Annotated in this window: 17 protein-coding genes; 11 read left to right on the top strand and 6 right to left on the bottom strand. The window is 43.3% G+C overall.

Annotated elements, in window-relative coordinates; translation table 11 throughout:
• Positions 1–29: 29 nt before the first annotated feature.
• Genes MHH86_RS23910 through MHH86_RS23900 form a run of 3 tightly spaced genes read right to left on the bottom strand, consistent with a single transcriptional unit; the run spans position 30 to position 1,615 of the window.
• Positions 30–485 carry a GNAT family N-acetyltransferase gene (locus MHH86_RS23910; protein ID WP_036677596.1) on the bottom strand — a complete coding sequence of 152 codons (456 nt, stop codon included), beginning with the start codon at positions 483–485 and terminating at the stop codon, positions 30–32.
• A gap of 42 nt (positions 486–527) precedes the next feature.
• Positions 528–1,172, bottom strand: coding sequence for a YitT family protein (locus MHH86_RS23905; RefSeq protein ID WP_036677593.1), 645 nt, complete (start codon positions 1,170–1,172; stop codon positions 528–530).
• Positions 1,169–1,615, bottom strand: coding sequence for a GNAT family N-acetyltransferase (locus MHH86_RS23900; RefSeq protein WP_036677591.1), 447 nt, complete (start codon positions 1,613–1,615; stop codon positions 1,169–1,171). The genes MHH86_RS23905 and MHH86_RS23900 overlap by 4 nt, the downstream gene beginning before the upstream one ends.
• A gap of 128 nt (positions 1,616–1,743) precedes the next feature.
• Between MHH86_RS23900 and MHH86_RS23895 the strand changes: the two genes are divergently transcribed.
• Positions 1,744–2,196: a MarR family transcriptional regulator gene (locus MHH86_RS23895; protein WP_036677586.1), complete on the top strand. Its 453-nt coding sequence runs from the start codon at positions 1,744–1,746 to the stop codon at positions 2,194–2,196.
• A 167-nt stretch (positions 2,197–2,363) separates the two neighbouring features.
• On the opposite strand, the gene MHH86_RS23890 is transcribed toward MHH86_RS23895, so the two are convergent.
• Positions 2,364–2,807: a carboxymuconolactone decarboxylase family protein gene (locus tag MHH86_RS23890; protein ID WP_036677583.1), complete on the bottom strand. Its 444-nt coding sequence runs from the start codon at positions 2,805–2,807 to the stop codon at positions 2,364–2,366.
• Between the two features lie 289 nt (positions 2,808–3,096).
• Between MHH86_RS23890 and MHH86_RS23885 the strand changes: the two genes are divergently transcribed.
• A complete protein-coding gene (locus MHH86_RS23885) occupies positions 3,097–3,246 on the top strand; it encodes a hypothetical protein (protein WP_155288181.1) in 150 nt (49 codons plus the stop codon).
• Between the two features lie 204 nt (positions 3,247–3,450).
• On the opposite strand, the gene MHH86_RS23880 is transcribed toward MHH86_RS23885, so the two are convergent.
• Positions 3,451–4,695 carry a sialidase family protein gene (locus MHH86_RS23880; RefSeq protein WP_051490984.1) on the bottom strand — a complete coding sequence of 415 codons (1,245 nt, stop codon included), beginning with the start codon at positions 4,693–4,695 and terminating at the stop codon, positions 3,451–3,453.
• Positions 4,696–4,862: 167 nt separating this feature from the next.
• Between MHH86_RS23880 and MHH86_RS23875 the strand changes: the two genes are divergently transcribed.
• The 3 genes from MHH86_RS23875 (at position 4,863) to MHH86_RS23865 (ending at position 7,729) form a co-directional block, all read left to right on the top strand.
• Positions 4,863–5,237 (top strand): hypothetical protein, encoded by a 375-nt coding sequence (locus tag MHH86_RS23875; protein WP_036677578.1) that lies wholly within the window; start codon positions 4,863–4,865, stop codon positions 5,235–5,237.
• Between the two features lie 159 nt (positions 5,238–5,396).
• Complete coding sequence (locus MHH86_RS23870; RefSeq protein WP_036677575.1) at positions 5,397–6,605, top strand: glycosyltransferase; 1,209 nt, start codon at positions 5,397–5,399, stop codon at positions 6,603–6,605.
• A gap of 26 nt (positions 6,606–6,631) precedes the next feature.
• Entirely contained in the window at positions 6,632–7,729 is a 1,098-nt protein-coding gene (locus tag MHH86_RS23865) for a glycosyltransferase family 4 protein (RefSeq protein ID WP_076316940.1), read from the top strand.
• 113 nt (positions 7,730–7,842) lie between these two features.
• Here the strand turns inward: MHH86_RS23865 and MHH86_RS23860 are convergent, their stop codons facing one another.
• Positions 7,843–8,511, bottom strand: coding sequence for an SOS response-associated peptidase (locus MHH86_RS23860; protein ID WP_076316941.1), 669 nt, complete (start codon positions 8,509–8,511; stop codon positions 7,843–7,845).
• Positions 8,512–8,667: 156 nt separating this feature from the next.
• On the opposite strand from MHH86_RS23860, the gene MHH86_RS23855 reads away from it, so the two are divergent.
• The 6 genes from MHH86_RS23855 to leuS all read left to right on the top strand — a co-directional run bounded on the left by MHH86_RS23855 (position 8,668) and on the right by leuS (position 15,464).
• The gene (locus MHH86_RS23855; RefSeq protein WP_076098996.1) at positions 8,668–9,123 is read left to right on the top strand and encodes a DUF523 domain-containing protein; all 456 of its coding nucleotides are present in this window, start codon (positions 8,668–8,670) and stop codon (positions 9,121–9,123) included.
• Positions 9,124–9,251: 128 nt separating this feature from the next.
• Complete coding sequence (locus tag MHH86_RS23850) at positions 9,252–10,412, top strand: cysteine desulfurase family protein (RefSeq protein ID WP_076098997.1); 1,161 nt, start codon at positions 9,252–9,254, stop codon at positions 10,410–10,412.
• A 92-nt stretch (positions 10,413–10,504) separates the two neighbouring features.
• Complete coding sequence (locus MHH86_RS23845) at positions 10,505–11,026, top strand: PRC-barrel domain-containing protein (RefSeq protein WP_038572961.1); 522 nt, start codon at positions 10,505–10,507, stop codon at positions 11,024–11,026.
• 14 nt (positions 11,027–11,040) lie between these two features.
• Positions 11,041–11,250: a hypothetical protein gene (locus tag MHH86_RS23840; RefSeq protein WP_036677557.1), complete on the top strand. Its 210-nt coding sequence runs from the start codon at positions 11,041–11,043 to the stop codon at positions 11,248–11,250.
• A gap of 179 nt (positions 11,251–11,429) precedes the next feature.
• Positions 11,430–12,497 (top strand): AI-2E family transporter, encoded by a 1,068-nt coding sequence (locus MHH86_RS23835; RefSeq protein WP_036677553.1) that lies wholly within the window; start codon positions 11,430–11,432, stop codon positions 12,495–12,497.
• A gap of 516 nt (positions 12,498–13,013) precedes the next feature.
• Positions 13,014–15,464 carry a leucine--tRNA ligase gene (leuS, locus tag MHH86_RS23830; RefSeq protein ID WP_036677550.1) on the top strand — a complete coding sequence of 817 codons (2,451 nt, stop codon included), beginning with the start codon at positions 13,014–13,016 and terminating at the stop codon, positions 15,462–15,464.
• Positions 15,465–15,501: the final 37 nt, after the last annotated feature.

Raw genomic sequence — 15,501 nt, 5'->3', positions numbered from 1 at the left:
TAGTAGTCAAATTAGCATCTCCATAGTGCTTATAATTCTTTCGTCATAAAAACACTATAGGGGTCTTCAATGTAATCTGCAAACGGACTGCAGTATTCAAATCCATATTGTTCATATAATTTTCTAGCTGCTTCGAACCCTTCAGTGGATCCGGTTTCTAAGCTCAGCCGCCGATAGCCTTGTTGCTTAGCTTCCTTAATGATATGGGCAAGCATTTTAGATGCAATGCCCTTCCTAAGATGCTTGGTAGAAGTACGCATGGATTTGATTTCACCATGATGGCTACCCAGGTCTTTAAGAGCACCGCAACCTAAGAGTTCGCCCTGCTCCCAGGCGCTCCAGAAGGTAATTTCAGGTGTTTTTAATTTATCTAAATTCAACGCATGTACACTCTCTGGCGGGGATTGCTCAAACATGCTCTGCAGATGTTCACTGATCAATGCTATGATTTCGGTTCCGGTTAAGTTATCGATTCTAATCTCCATATTATTCACTCCCAATGATAAGATTATGGTTTGCTCTATATATCATATTTCTTTAGCGGAGTCCGCTGTTGTATGTTGTAGCAATCGGTCCAAGGCTTTCTGTATAAGTGGCATAAAGTAATTAAGAATTAAGCCGCCTAAACAAATGGTAAGTAGAGTGCCAATCCCAATAGGCCCATTGAAAATAATGGCGGCAAATAAGAAAACCAGATAAATGATTGTTCTAGTAAATAGTATACTAAGCCTAGTTATCGTTTGCAGTACTAATGTTAGTCGGTCCACTGGAATCGGTGCGAAATTTGCGTACAAATAAATGGATGTACCTAATCCAATTGCGATTAAGCCTAAACCATAAAAGGCGATTTTACTGATCCACAGATTAGGCTCGATCAGATTGTTTAACAAAAAAAGCCACATATCGATACCAATGCCTGCTATAAATGCAGTTACCAACCCTAATAATTCTGGTCTTTGCTTGGATAAACATGAATTACATCCAATCAATAGGCATGCGATCAGTACTTCCCAACTGCCTACTGTAAGACCGACATTTTGGGATAGACCGACTAAAAGTGCATCAAAAGGTGACGCTCCAAGATCGGAGATTATTGTTAGTGAAACGCCTAGGGTTAAGATGAAAATTCCGCAAGTGAAAATGGAAAACGTAGTTACACTAAACTTCTTCATTCTATTGAAGCAGAAAGATCTTTAATCATTAAAAGATGAGGGATGCCATCCTCCATAAATTCAGTAGATGAAGCCCGATAACCAAGTTTCTTATAGAACCCCTCTGCCTGAGTTTGCCCGTGCAATTTAACCTTTTGATGCCCCTTTTCAACCACGATCTCTTCTAATGCAGAAATAATTCTTTTCCCAATTCCAAATTTACGATAAGGTTCTAGGATGCAAATACGCTCTAACTTACCTAATCCATCAAGAAAGCGGATCCTTCCTGTGGCAACTGGTTGCCCATCATAATAGGCGAGAACATGCTCACATTCTCCATTCAGCGTATCGAATTCATCAAATTCATCATTAAGGGGTACGCCTTGTTCCTCAACAAATACTTTTTTTCTTATTGAAAATGCAGCTTCAAGTTCCTCGATTAGTGTAATTCTTTTAAGATTCATTCTTGCTTACTCCATTCTGTATTTGTTTTTTTTAGGAAAAACGTCATAATGAATTAACGACAATTATAAGTATATATATAATCAATATTGTTGTAAATACAACATTATTGGAACTGGTAGGTGATTGAATGAAGGAGATACTTCGTGAAGTTGGAATGATAGCGAGGGCATTAGATTCCATAAGTAATATAGAGTTCAAGGAATTAGAGCTTACAAAGGGGCAGTATTTATATCTGGTCCGGATATATGAGAATCCAGGTATTATTCAAGAAAAGCTGTCAGAAATGATAAAGGTGGACCGAACAACAGCAGCGCGTGCGATTCAGAAACTTGAAATCCAAGGTTTTATTGAAAAGAAAGACGATGAAACGAACAAAAAAATAAAAAGGTTATTCACAACTGAAAAAGGTAAACAAGCCTATTCTTTTCTGAAGAGAGAAGGGGAACATACCGACTTGGTTGCGTTAGCAGGATTATCTGAAAAAGAAACGGAAGTATTGTTTCAACTCTTGCAAAGAGTTAGGAAAAATGTTGAGGTTGAGTGGGAATACGTAAAGAAGGGAAATAAAAGAGAGTACTAAAATCAGCAATTGTTATTGAACTAACCCAACGCGATCGCATGAAAAAATGCCTTGCTAGTAATTATACTGGCAGGGCATTTTAATGAGATAATTTATATATCAACGGAGCCGTGGAACGTACGGAGCGGAGAATAAAAAAAACACCCTAAGGTGTTCTTTGAGGGTAATTATTGTTCTGCGGGTGTATTTCCCATTGCAATAGAAATTCTGTTCCAACTGTTGATTTGATTAATGACCAGTACAAGATCAATATATTGCTTCTCATCGTATTGTTCACGTACTCGTTTATATAGCTCATCAGGAACTCTTTTGGAAGGGATTAGCGTAATATGCTCAGATAGTTCGAGAGCAACCTTCTCTTCAGGTGTATAAAAAGTACATTCCTCCCAAACATTTAAACAATAAATTCGTTGTTCGGTTTCACCCATTTTACGAGCTTCGGATGTATGCATATCTATGCAGAAAGCACATCCGTTAATTTGAGAAACTCTGATTTTGATAAGTTCTCTTGTAGTCCGATTAATCGTAGATTTTTTGGTGTACATCTCCATATCCATCATGATTTTCATACCCTCAGGTGCAACTTCATTGTAGGCAACTCTTTGACTCATTTGGCAAGACTCCTTAGGCTTTAGTTTAGGAATAGTATAACTTCATTTTAACACTATTATTCTTTATATGCGAACATTTGTGCTTATTTACTTATGAGAAGGCAGAAATCACCCGATGACCTCTGCATTGGTATACATAATGTTCCAAATCTAGTATTCTAGTAAGAAGATTTTATACGGATGATGTGAAATACATAGGAGCCCGTAATGAGACGTAGTTAACATAATAATACTCAAAATGAGGTGTTTTAAAATGGGCAAGAATTATCGTTGGAGGCACGAGAAAGGAATGGGAGTATTTCGAATGTTTGGTGTGATATTTATTTTTACTCTAATGCTTAAGGGCGTCACGTTATTAGTTCAGGGAATGGAGAGTCTGGTAAGAAATACATATGAATTTGGTTATGCTTTTGGATCTTTATTAGAGAAGGTTTTTTAACTGAAAAATCGAACATATGTAATATCAAAGCCCAGTATGCTATGGATCTTGCCAGAGTGGGAATCGGCGATGATGCGGATGCGAAAGCTCAGCGTAACAGCGTTCAAGTTCATGAAAATATTTTCTTTTTCATTACCTGCACTAAAAAGCCTATCGCCTAATCCCCGGCAATAGACTTTTTATGATGTGGGCAGCCAGCCCCAATCAAGTAATAACTACATCGGAATATCCCGCAAAAATAGTCTGTGTTCCCGGACTAGTATCTGTCCATACGCCGATATATCCTCCAGGCGGAACGGAAGTGATATCAATATAATCCCCTATTAAGGTTACAGGTCCTGTACCTCCAGCATTCGGATCGAAGGAAACGTTAGTTATTCTAGTGTTGGTAAATGTCTGTCCACCGTTAATGGATCGCGCAACATATACATCTAGCAAAAATCCGTTAACCTGATTGCTGTAATAGATCACATTTACTACGCCCGTCAAAGGGTCGACATCGATCGCAGGAAAAAAGTTCTGAGATCCCGCGGGTGCACCGGTAATACTAACGGGAGTGCTCCAAGTCATGCCCCTGTCGTTTGAAATGGACATGAATACATCAGAGTACCCTTGGCGGAAATCCTGCCAGATGGTATACACACGGTTGGTAAAGGGTCCGACTGATCGATCGGTTGAAATATTCGCAAATGTTAAGACCCGAAAAGCATAGCCGGGAACGGGCAGGACTATGGGCACAGGTACGATCGTGGACACAAGAACAGGGGCGCCAAACGTTGTTCCACCATCCAAAGAAGTTCTGATCACAAATCGGAATTCCGGATTTGTCGTAATCCATGCTCCATACACGCTGCCTATCAAATCCACAGCTACATCGGGACGTTCTACCTGATTAGCTTCACTGGAAAGCAGGATGGGAGTGTCCCATGTGGCTCCATTATCACGAGATCGACTAAGAAAAGCTGTCGAGTTACCTCCGTTAGCTACATTGAACTGATGATTGTAAGAAACATAGATATTTCCTAAATATGGGCTAGATTGTCCTACATCGATTGTGATATTTGTTTCGTCATTATTAATGTAGGTTCCATACCCGCTACTTACAATTACAGGGCTGCTGAAATTAGTACCATTGTTGGTGGAAATATAGAATATAGTTGTTCCGTCTGAAGCGCCTGGAAAAGCATGTGCAGAAATGGCAAATGTATTCGGAAAGGAGTACGCAACAGCAGGTGCTTCGGCCCCTGTAAATCCTGGAGGCAGAGGCAGTAAAGCTTGTGACCAGTTGGCACCGCCATCTAACGAGCGATACATCCCTATTAATGGAACTCCGGTTGTAGTGTCTACAGCTACAGCAATCATGATCCCGGGAATAAGCAGATTCACAGCAACATAGGGTTCAAACTTTGGTGGCAAACCTGTAGTGACCTGAAAATTGAAATTGGTCATTGTCACCTCTCCTTTTTCATCTTTAATCTATGTTATGAAAAAAGCGGGAAAGGAACTGTATACCTGTCTATTTGGCTATTATTCCACGTGTTAACCCCTCCTCTTGCCTCACAACTATAAGCTAGCTGTTGAATAAGTTGATAGAAACCAAGAGGAGGAGTGAGAAAATGCCTTATACAACAGGTCTTATTACGAATACGAGAGCAACTGGTACTGCAGCGAGTAATGTAGTGGTCAGTGTTCGTAACACAAGTAATGCGAGTGCAATGATGATTGTCGAAGTCTTCGGTGTTCCATATTCCTTGCCAGCTCTTACCCCGCTTTATGTCACAGGTTATTTCGTTCCTGCAAAGAGTTCTGATATTAGAGAGTTTTTCATTGGGGGGAATCTGGCTTACGAGGTGCAAATTAGTAGTCCTTATCCTTTGGCAGAAGTAGTCACCTCTGTTTATGGGCTGGATGAGTTCGGAAATCTAGTTACCGATCAGCGGGTGCTTCAATCTGAAATGACGGAGATTACCGCTCTTTCTATACCTGTATAATAGTAATATTTAGACCATTAAGCAGCAGTCGCTGAAAGAAATAGGGCGATTGCTGCTTTTTTAGGCGTAATAAAGTATTTTAAGGGCATTCACACAGTCAGATGGGAGGAATCAAAATATACTGTTTTTATACTCCAATGTAGAGAGAGGTAAAAAATCATGGCGGATGTAGGAGTAGTTATGCCTGTGTATACCCAAAAGCCGGAGTTCTTACGGCAAGCTCTGCAGTCTGTTCTACACCAATCTTTTACCAATTTTCGGCTGGTTGTTGTGATCGATGGTGCACCTGAAATGGAACCGCTCGTGAGATCCATTATTGTCGAAGATCCAAGGGTAACGGTTATCTCTTACGTACAGAACAGGGGTATAGCACATGCACTGAATACCGGCTTTGATCTTTTGTATAGTGAGCCTAGTATTCAATATCTAAGTTGGGTTTCCAGCGACAATGTTTATGAACCCCGTTTCCTCGAAATCCTTCGGGGGGCGCTAGTTAGAGGTCCACAGGAGTTAGGCATCGTGTACAGTTCTTTTCAAAGCATCGATAACGAGGGAAGGTTTCTTCATAACGAACATCAATTAGCTACTCAGCGTAATTATCAGTCACAGCCTAAAGAGAGATTGCTGGATTACTCGCTTATTGGCGTTTCTTTTATGTACAAAGCACAGATTGCGAAGCTTGTTGGAGCTTATGGAATGGAACCGGTGGAGGATTATGATTACTGGCTGAGACTGGCTGAACATTGTGAAATTCGCTTTATACCGGTGGAACTGGTGAATTATCGTGTGGATTCTACCTTTAGTGTATCTGCCCAATTACATTCGGTTGAAAATCATCGTAGATGGAGATATGCCTATCATTTGACCCGCCATCAGGCACGGTTTCGCAGAGGAATTCCGGCGATGATTACCGTTCTATATCCTGTAGTGAATGCTTGTGCGGATGAAATAACGCGGATAGAGAATCTGTACGAACAAACGTATAGCAATTATGAATGCCGGGTGTTGGATTTATCAACTACGCGTCAGCCATCGGCTCTATTGGAAACCATACCTCATCCTGCGACAGCGTTCGCCTGGCTGCCTGGAGCTGTGGAGTCACACGCGATTTGCAGTGCTATAGAACAACTATCCACTCCATTCACGATAGTTTTAGGTCCAAAAGTTTTTATAGGAGCGCTCGATATTGAGTACATGCTGGAAGCTTTGGTAACTACGGGCGGGGATACGACTTCCAATTACTATACGGATGATCATAGCCTGATTGGATTTCGACACAGACATGTCCCATCGACCAAAGGCCACTATTATAATGAGCTGTTTCGCAGCGCAGATCTGTATGATTTGTTGAAGACCTCTTTTACCTAAAAATAATTTGCGAATGAGTGATCATAATGAAGATTTTGTTCACTTTTTATAACCCGAGTGGAGGTATGCAAACCCTGAACCGAGTTCGCTGCCAAGCGTTACATGCTCGCGGTGTAGAGTGCCATTTACTGTATACACACCATGGAAAAGGACAGCAGAATATCCGTAACATTCAAACGCATATTACCAATAGCGATGACGAGATCAGGGCAATGCTTGCTCGTGAAGCTTTTGACTTAATTGTAGTGTGTACGGATATTAACTTAGCAGAGCGGATTCGAGGGTTCGGGTATAAAGGGCCGCTTGTTTTTGAAGTGCAGGGTTTAGGCACCTTAGATGAAGCTGAGCAGGTCGTTAATAATTTTACAGAGCGCATTTACAGGCTCACCGATGCACTGCTGTATCCAGAAACAACCCATTTGCAGGCGCTTTTCAAAGGCGGATTTCCAACCATTCCACAATATTGTTTTGATGATCCGATCGATTGCGATCAGTTTGGATATACCAATTATCCCGCGAAAAGTTTCCCTATCCTCGGCTGGGTAGGACGCATTCAAACGAATAAGAATTGGCGGGAATTTCTGCAAATCGGGCAAAGGCTGCTGGCGATCCATCCCGAACTTTATTTATGGATTTTTCAGGATGATACTTTGTTTGATCCAGAGCAAAAAGAAAGCTTTGATCAATTTGTAGCTGAGACGGGGATTTCTTCACGGTTGATTTCGTATTCCAATATTCCTCATGAGCAAATGGCAGATTATATGAGTATTATTGGTGATTCGGGAGGTTTGCTCCTTTCTACCTCTATTTTGGAAGGGTTTGGATACGCGGTTGCTGAGGCGATGTTGTGCCGTTGTCCTGTACTTACTACAGATTCAGACGGCGTTCGTAGACTCGTCATTAACAATCACACTGGAAAAATATACACTAGAGGGCAGCTGGATGAAGCTGTGGTTGCTGCTCTATCCTTGATGGATGATCAGGCACTGCGGGCCAGAATCAGGATGAATGGGGAATGGCATATCCGGACTAACTTGTCCTCCGAGCTGTATGCGGACAGATTTCTGCAGATGTATCATCAATTGATGGGACGCAGAATTCATATTGAGCGACGCTGGTCTTAACTCTGCGGTTAATCCGCAGGGTTAAGATGTTTTTTCATGGATAAACAACGAGGTCAGAATTAGTGTCAATAAAAGGGTGATAATCATTCCTACCATTTGAATAATATTGTTTTCTATATCTCATTGATTAATTCCTTCGTATTATTCCGGACATTTCCTACTTCAGTGGAAACCGGATAGGCTCTCATTTGATGCTGATCATAGGGTTTAAGAAGCTTTATTAACGAAGTTGCGTCCTGATTGTCCCGGCTCAGCCATTCTGGCTCATCCTCAGGCTTCAAAATAACTGGCATACGGTTATGGATTTCAGCCATAAGTTCATTTGGGGTAGTCGTTATAATCGTGCAGGTACTTAATTTATTACCTTCAGGGTCCATCCAAATATCATACAATCCGGCCATTGAAAAAATACCCCCATCGCGCATCACGATTCGCATGGGTTGTTTGCTATTGCCCTGAACCTTCCATTCATAGAAGCCATCAGATGGAATGATGCAGCGGCGGGAGCTTACTAATCGCTTGAAAGAAGGCTTCTCAAGGAGTGACTCTGCCCGGGCATTAATCATTTTACTGCCGATTTTGTCATCTTTGGCCCATGAAGGAACCAGACCCCAGCGCAGTTCCCCAAGTTTATTGCTGGATCCTGTGTTAATGACTGCCGGAATTTGCTGCATGGGTGCTGCGTTATATGTTGGAGCATAGTGGATAATGGTTGAATCATTCGCAAAATATCTGACCATCAGCTCTTCCATGGTGACGGTTATCGTATATCGTCCGCACATTTTATACACTTCCCATTCGGTCGTTTTTGAGGCTGGATTTGTTTACAGCTTGTAAGCAGCATGTTATGCTCGAAATATTTCTTAGCTTGAACGGCTGTTGAGGGTTGTATCTTATTATAAACGAAGCACAATGAATGAAGAAAGCGGTGCATATAGGTGATTTTGGTAAGCTCTTGTTTAGCTGGTATGAAGGTAAGATATAATGGCACAGATTGTTTGGATGAGAAAATTCAGAAGCTTTTGAATGACAATCAAGCTATTGCTGTGTGTCCGGAATTATTAGGGGGATTCTCTACGCCTAGAGAGCCAGCTGAAATTGTCGGCGGGGATGGTGAGGCTGTGCTTGCAGGAACGGCTAAAGTAGTGGACCGATCGGGCATAGATGTAACAGAACTATATTTAAAAGGGGCTTATATTACGCTTGAGAAAGCTCAAGAAGTTTCAGCTACGATGGTAGTCCTCAAGGAAAACAGTCCTTCTTGCGGCAGCACCATGATTTATAACGGAGAGTTCAAAGGGAAGAAGATCGCTGGGAACGGCGTGACTGCAGCTTTACTTAGAAAAAACGGCATAGAAGTTACCTCTGAAGAGAATTGGCTGTCATTACCTTAGCCTGTGCAGGGAATTGATTACAATATTGTGTTCTTTAGTTTGTGGAAAACTAACTTCTCGCGCGGTATAATTTAATAGTTCTTAAAAACGAACTGTTTTCCTATACCCTAGAAGTGGAGAAATGAATGATGAAAACCATCTATTTGGACCACGCCGCATCAACCCCGGTTCATCCGGAGGTGGCCAAGGTCATGCTGAATATAATGACAGAACAATATGGAAATGCGTCCAGTGTACATCAGTTCGGACGTTCAGCCAAGAAAATATTAAATGGGGCGCGCGATACTATCGCCGCCTTTTTAGGCTGCTCGCCGGAAGAGTGGGTGTTCACTGGCGGCGGAACCGAAAGTGACAATCTAGCACTCTATGGAGCTGTCGCTGCTGTTGCTGCTGTTGCCCAGAAAGGCAATCATATTATCACCTCTGCGATAGAGCATCATGCAGTGCTACATACCTGCGAAGAGCTGGAGAAGGAAGGCTTTAAGGTTACTTATCTTCCTGTGGATTCTACAGGCCGAGTATCCGTTGCAGATGTAGAAGCAGCGGTGCAGGAAGACACAGTGCTAATCAGTGTAATGTATGCCAACAATGAGGTAGGAACCGTTCAGCCGATTCAGGAAATTGGCCAGTTTGCCAGAGAGCGGGGTATTCTGTTCCATGTTGATGCTGTACAAGCTCTTGGTGCCTTACAAATCACACTGCGGGAGCTTCCGGTAGATTACATGAGCTTTACAGCTCACAAAATCAATGGACCTGGGGGGATCGGTGGCCTTTATGTGCGGAGTGGAGCACCGCTGCATCCAAGACTCCACGGTGGCCTTCAGGAGCGCGGCAGACGAGCCGGAACAGAAAATTTAGCAGGTACTGCTGGATTTGCCAAGGCTGTTGAAATAGCAGTTACAGGTCTATCAGAACGTCGACAAAAAGTGCAGCTCCTGCGCAATAGACTACTTGAAGAGCTGGATGCGCTGATTGGACGGGAAAGTTATTCAATTAACGGCAATACCGAGCATTTTTTGCCAAGTATACTGAATTTGAGCTTCCCGGGAGCTAGAACAGATGTTATGCTGATGAACCTGGATATGGACGGGATTGCGGCAGCAAGCGGTTCAGCCTGCACGTCAGGATCACTGGAAATATCCCATGTTCTGAGAGCAATGGAGCTTCCAGAAAATATTTTAGGGTCAGCGATTCGATTTAGCATGGGTTTGGGTAATACTACTGAAGAAATTGAGTACGTTGCTCGAAAAGTTGAAACCATTCTGAATCGGCTGCGTATCAGAGACTAGTTACTTCTAGGCTATGGTAGGTATCCTGATCATTCGGGCTTTCACTTTTTGAGAACTCGTAATTACACTCAAAGTGAGGAGACCGAGCAGCCATGAAACTTCAAGATCTGATCGGCTTGGCTGTATATGAAGTTGAAGAGGGTAACGCAATCGGCAAAATTGTCGATATTTTGCTCGATTCAAACTGGAATATTACGGGTATTGAACTGGAAAGCAAATCTTTTTTTGGTGGCCATGTGAAATTTGTGGCATGGGAAGATATTGTGGCCTACGGCGAGGATGCTGTCATGATTCGTAATAAAGAGTCGATTGATAAGATAGATGCCGATCATATACCTTGTACTTTTCTACTTGGAAAGAACAAACTTAAGGATTTGAAAGTGCTAACTACAACTGGAACTATACTCGGACGAATATCTGATGTTTATTTTGACCAAAAGTTGGGAAACACAATAGGAGCGCTGGAAATTAGTGACGGGCTTGTCACTGATTTGATCGAAGGCCGCAAATGGCTGCCTTGTTCTGACGAGATGTCCATTGGTGAGAATGCATTAATGGTTCCTGCGATGAGCGAAGAACGGCTACAAAAAGCCATTAATATTGTTAACGGATAGGTGGAATGTATTATATGAAGTGTCCAAACTGCAACTCCAAAGATATCGGAAAGATCGGTTCCCACCAGTTTTATTGCTGGGGCTGTTTCATCGAATTGACGGTAAATGGCGAAAAAATGTCGGTTTATCAAGTTGAAGAAGACGGCACACTAAGCTCGCTGGACGACCTGTTCTCCGGGGATGATATGACTCAGGATTTCCCGCAAATTCATGCGTCGTCTTAACTATGAATCTTGCTTTGTAAGCAAGACTGCTCTATGTACTTAAGCGTCAATTTCCTTTCAGCTGAAATCAGTTGCAAGGTTATTGACGCTTTTTTGTGTGTTTGATGGTTATTTTGCTGCGGCCATACATATACTTATTTACGAAGCTAGTCCAGGCTCTACCGCAGGAGGGTACTCTCATGGAACAATGGTCCCAAAGTAAATGGTTCCGCTGGATGATCGGAGTGCTGCTATCCCTGATCATTTTGTATTTTGTTTGGTTGCTTCGTCCGATGCTGCAGGGGATTTTTGTATTTTTAAAGGCAATCCTCGCTCCATTTCTGGCAGCTATGATTATTTCCTATGTGCTGAATCCCGTGGTTAGTATGCTGGCCGGACGGAAGATGCCGCGTAGCGTAGCTGTTCTACTTATATATGCAGTGTTTCTAACGGCGATTACCGTGATCGCCATCAACCTTATCCCGATGTTTATTGAGCAGCTTGAAGAATTAAATGAACATCTGCCTGAGATCACACTGCAAGCCCAGGGGCTGATGAGCCATATGAATACAAGGCTAATACCGCCTGGGGTTGAAATGGGGATGAACAACTGGTTTTTTCAACTGGAGAATCGTCTGGCCGAAGGGATTTCGCATTTTCTCGATAATATAGGGACAACGATTAACTTGCTGTTCAATGCTTTTATCGTGCCGTTTCTGGTGTTCTATATTTTGAAGGATTTTGACGTATTTGAACGGACGGTGGTCTCTTGTCTGCCCCGCGCACGCCGCAAGTCTATTGTTACTTTGTTAAAAGATATCGATGCTGCGCTCGGCAATTACATTCGCGGACAATTTCTGGTCTGCATCATTATAGGTGTGCTTGCCTATATCGGCTATGCCATCGTCGGAATGCCTTATGCCTTACTGTTCGCCAGTGTGGTGGCAGTATTTAATATTGTTCCGTATATGGGTCCTTTTCTAGGGGCTGCACCTGCCATTGTGATGGCTTCGACCGTCTCTTTTCGATTAGTTCTACTGGTTGCTGTGGTAAACACTTTATGCCAAATTGTGGAGAGCAATATTATTTCTCCACAGGTCGTAGGCAGGACGCTACATTTGCATCCGCTGCTTATTATCTTCGCATTGCTGGTAGGTGGTGAACTGGCAGGGATGATTGGACTTATCCTTGCTGTACCGTTCTTTGCAGCTGCAAAAGTCGTAATTCAACACTTTATGGCGTTTTTAATCAAACGAAAGCCCGTATAAAGGGATAATCATTGACTATTGATAACAGTTTTGTATATAATGTTGGGGAATATTACTGATGACTCAGTATATAGTTGTTCGATGATGAGGAGTATTAATTCTATACCGTTATTGCAGAGAGCCGACACTAAGGTGCGAGTCGGTTAACGGAACAGAGTGAACTCACCTCGGAGTAACGGTGCAAGTTTACAGGATATCCATAAGAGATAATGGATGTCATGAATGAACCGCCGTCGCCTCACCCCCGCTAAAGGGTGCAAAGTGAGTGGCAGAATAAAGTATATTCGCCGCTAACTAGGGTGGTACCACGGGAATTATAACCTCTCGTCCCTAGCGATAATACGCTAGGGATGGGAGGTTTTTTTGTAAATATAAGAGAGTATACGTTTTACGCAATACTTCATGTCTTATATTTCCCGCATAAACGCTTACCGTCCTTATAAGGACACCGAAGGTGTATATGCTTGGTTAAGAAATAAGAAATCTAAGAAGTAACACTCCAAGGAGGAGCAGACAATGAGCGACAATCAAACAAATAGCACACCCGCTGGTGGTTACCGGGCGCAGACTATTGAGCCGAAATGGCAAAAGTTCTGGGATGAGAACAAAAGCTTTAAGACAGGAGAAGATCCTGAAAAACCCAATTTTTATGCACTGGATATGTTTCCGTATCCTTCAGGTGCAGGACTGCACGTAGGTCATCCAGAGGGTTACACAGCGACTGATATCGTTTCTCGCTACAAGCGGATGCGCGGTTTCAATGTATTGCATCCGATGGGCTGGGATGCTTTTGGACTTCCGGCAGAGCAGTATGCGATGGATACCGGCCAGCATCCACGTGATTTTACCGATAAGAACATCGATAATTTCCGTCGTCAGATCAAATCGCTGGGTTTCTCCTACGATTGGGACCGCGAGATCAGCACGACAGATCCGGATTATTATAAATGGACACAATGGATTTTTATCCAGTTGTATAACAAAGGCCTGGCTTATGTAGCAGAAGTACCTGTTAACTGGTGTGAGGCATTGGGTACGGTACTTGCCAACGAAGAGGTTATCGATGGTAAAAGTGAGCGCGGCGGTCACCCGGTCGTGCGCAAACCGATGCGTCAATGGATTCTGAGAATTACAGAGTACGCTGAGCGTTTGCTGGAGGATCTGGAAGAGCTGGATTGGTCCGAAAGCATCAAGGATATGCAGCGCAACTGGATCGGGAAATCAACAGGTGCAGAAGTGAACTTTAACATTGAAGGTCACGAGGCTAACCTGACCGTGTTTACTACACGTCCAGATACACTGTTCGGAGCAAGTTACTGCGTACTGGCACCAGAGCATGAGCTTGTTGATGTGATTACCACTGAAGCTCAGCGTGCTGCTGTGGCAGAATATCGTGAAAAAGCTTCTCGTAAAAGCGATCTGGAGCGTACGGATTTGGCAAAAGAGAAGAGCGGTGTCTTCACAGGCGCATATGCAATTAATCCTGTGAATGGTGCGAAGGCGCCAATCTGGATTGCAGATTATGTGCTTGCTGGTTACGGAACGGGAGCAATCATGGCAGTTCCGGGTCACGATACACGCGACTGGGAATTTGCTAAACAATTCGGCCTGAATATCGTGGAAGTCGTTCAAGGCGGCAACGTTGAAGAAGAGGCTTATTCCGGAGATGGTCCGCATGTCAATTCTGATTTCCTGAATGGACTCAAGAATGAAGAAGCGATTGCGAAGATGATTGCTTGGTTGGAAGAAAAGGGCGTAGGTAAAGGCAAAGTAACCTATCGTCTGCGTGACTGGCTGTTTAGCCGTCAACGCTACTGGGGAGAGCCCATTCCAATTCTGCATTTGGAAGATGGCACAATGAAGACTGTTCCGGTTGATCAGCTGCCGCTGGTACTGCCGGATGTAGATGCGATCAAACCTTCGGGTACAGGGGAATCTCCACTTGCGAATGTAACAGAGTGGGTGGAAACTATTGATCCTGAGACTGGCATGAAGGCTCGCCGCGAGACGAACACCATGCCGCAATGGGCGGGCAGCTGCTGGTATTACCTGCGTTATATTGATCCGAAAAACGATCAAGAGCTGTGCTCCCCTGAGAAGCAAAAAGCATGGCTTCCAGTAGATCTGTATATTGGTGGAGCGGAGCATGCCGTGCTTCACTTGCTCTATGCACGTTTTTGGCACAAGGTGCTTTATGATCTCGGCGTTGTTGAAACAAAAGAACCTTTCCATAAGCTGGTTAACCAAGGTATGATTCTTGGAAATAATAATGAAAAAATGAGTAAATCACGCGGAAATGTCATCAACCCGGATGAGATTGTGGAAGCTTTTGGTGCAGATACACTACGTGTGTATGAAATGTTTATGGGCCCTCTGGAAGCAACCAAACCTTGGAATGAAAAGGGTGTAGAAGGAGTTCACCGTTTCTTGTCCCGTGTATGGCGCCTGTTCGTGAGTGAAGATGGTAAGCTGAGCACCAAAATCACAGCAGACGGTGGTACTGACGAGTTCAAACGCACTTGGCACAAGACCATTAAGAAGGTCACTGATGATTTCGAGCATCTGCGTTTCAATACCTCAATTAGCCAGTTGATGATTTTTATTAACGATGCTTATAAGCAAGAAACTTTGTCCCAAGAAGCTGCTGAACACTTCGTACAAATGTTGTCACCACTGGCGCCTCACATCGCTGAAGAGCTGTGGCAGCTGCTCGGTCACGAAGGAAGTATCAGCTACGTGGCTTGGCCAACGTATGATGAAGCATGGACGGTGGATGCTGAGGTTGAAATCGTTATTCAGGTAAATGGTAAAATCGTACAACGCGCGTTGATCCCGCAGGATATGGGTCAAGAAGAGATGCAAGCTCATGCGTTGTCACTCCCGAATGTGAGTGCAGCAGTAGAAGGTAAAACCGTACGCAAGATCATTGCGGTTCCTGGCAAGCTTGTAAATATCGTAGTGGGTTAAGCGAAGAACGCAATAATGCCCGCAGCAACGGAGAACT

The sequence above is a fragment of the Paenibacillus sp. FSL F4-0097 genome, assembly GCF_038593125.1.
Taxonomy (GTDB): Bacteria; Bacillota; Bacilli; order Paenibacillales; family Paenibacillaceae; genus Paenibacillus_AQ; species Paenibacillus_AQ odorifer.
This window is presented reverse-complemented; position numbering and strand designations above follow the sequence as displayed.

Coding starts and splice junctions, on each gene's coding strand:
- MHH86_RS23845 (WP_038572961.1), top strand. CDS start 10,505: ATGAAACTTCAAGATCTGATCGGCTTGGCTGTATATGAAGTTGAAGAG.
- MHH86_RS23890 (WP_036677583.1), bottom strand. CDS start 2,807: ATGAGTCAAAGAGTTGCCTACAATGAAGTTGCACCTGAGGGTATGAAA.
- MHH86_RS23835 (WP_036677553.1), top strand. CDS start 11,430: ATGGAACAATGGTCCCAAAGTAAATGGTTCCGCTGGATGATCGGAGTG.
- MHH86_RS23885 (WP_155288181.1), top strand. CDS start 3,097: ATGGGAGTATTTCGAATGTTTGGTGTGATATTTATTTTTACTCTAATG.
- MHH86_RS23860 (WP_076316941.1), bottom strand. CDS start 8,511: ATGTGCGGACGATATACGATAACCGTCACCATGGAAGAGCTGATGGTC.
- leuS (WP_036677550.1), top strand. CDS start 13,014: ATGAGCGACAATCAAACAAATAGCACACCCGCTGGTGGTTACCGGGCG.
- MHH86_RS23865 (WP_076316940.1), top strand. CDS start 6,632: ATGAAGATTTTGTTCACTTTTTATAACCCGAGTGGAGGTATGCAAACC.
- MHH86_RS23850 (WP_076098997.1), top strand. CDS start 9,252: ATGAAAACCATCTATTTGGACCACGCCGCATCAACCCCGGTTCATCCG.
- MHH86_RS23870 (WP_036677575.1), top strand. CDS start 5,397: ATGGCGGATGTAGGAGTAGTTATGCCTGTGTATACCCAAAAGCCGGAG.
- MHH86_RS23905 (WP_036677593.1), bottom strand. CDS start 1,172: ATGAAGAAGTTTAGTGTAACTACGTTTTCCATTTTCACTTGCGGAATT.
- MHH86_RS23900 (WP_036677591.1), bottom strand. CDS start 1,615: ATGAATCTTAAAAGAATTACACTAATCGAGGAACTTGAAGCTGCATTT.
- MHH86_RS23895 (WP_036677586.1), top strand. CDS start 1,744: ATGAAGGAGATACTTCGTGAAGTTGGAATGATAGCGAGGGCATTAGAT.
- MHH86_RS23910 (WP_036677596.1), bottom strand. CDS start 485: ATGGAGATTAGAATCGATAACTTAACCGGAACCGAAATCATAGCATTG.
- MHH86_RS23880 (WP_051490984.1), bottom strand. CDS start 4,695: ATGACCAATTTCAATTTTCAGGTCACTACAGGTTTGCCACCAAAGTTT.
- MHH86_RS23875 (WP_036677578.1), top strand. CDS start 4,863: ATGCCTTATACAACAGGTCTTATTACGAATACGAGAGCAACTGGTACT.
- MHH86_RS23840 (WP_036677557.1), top strand. CDS start 11,041: ATGAAGTGTCCAAACTGCAACTCCAAAGATATCGGAAAGATCGGTTCC.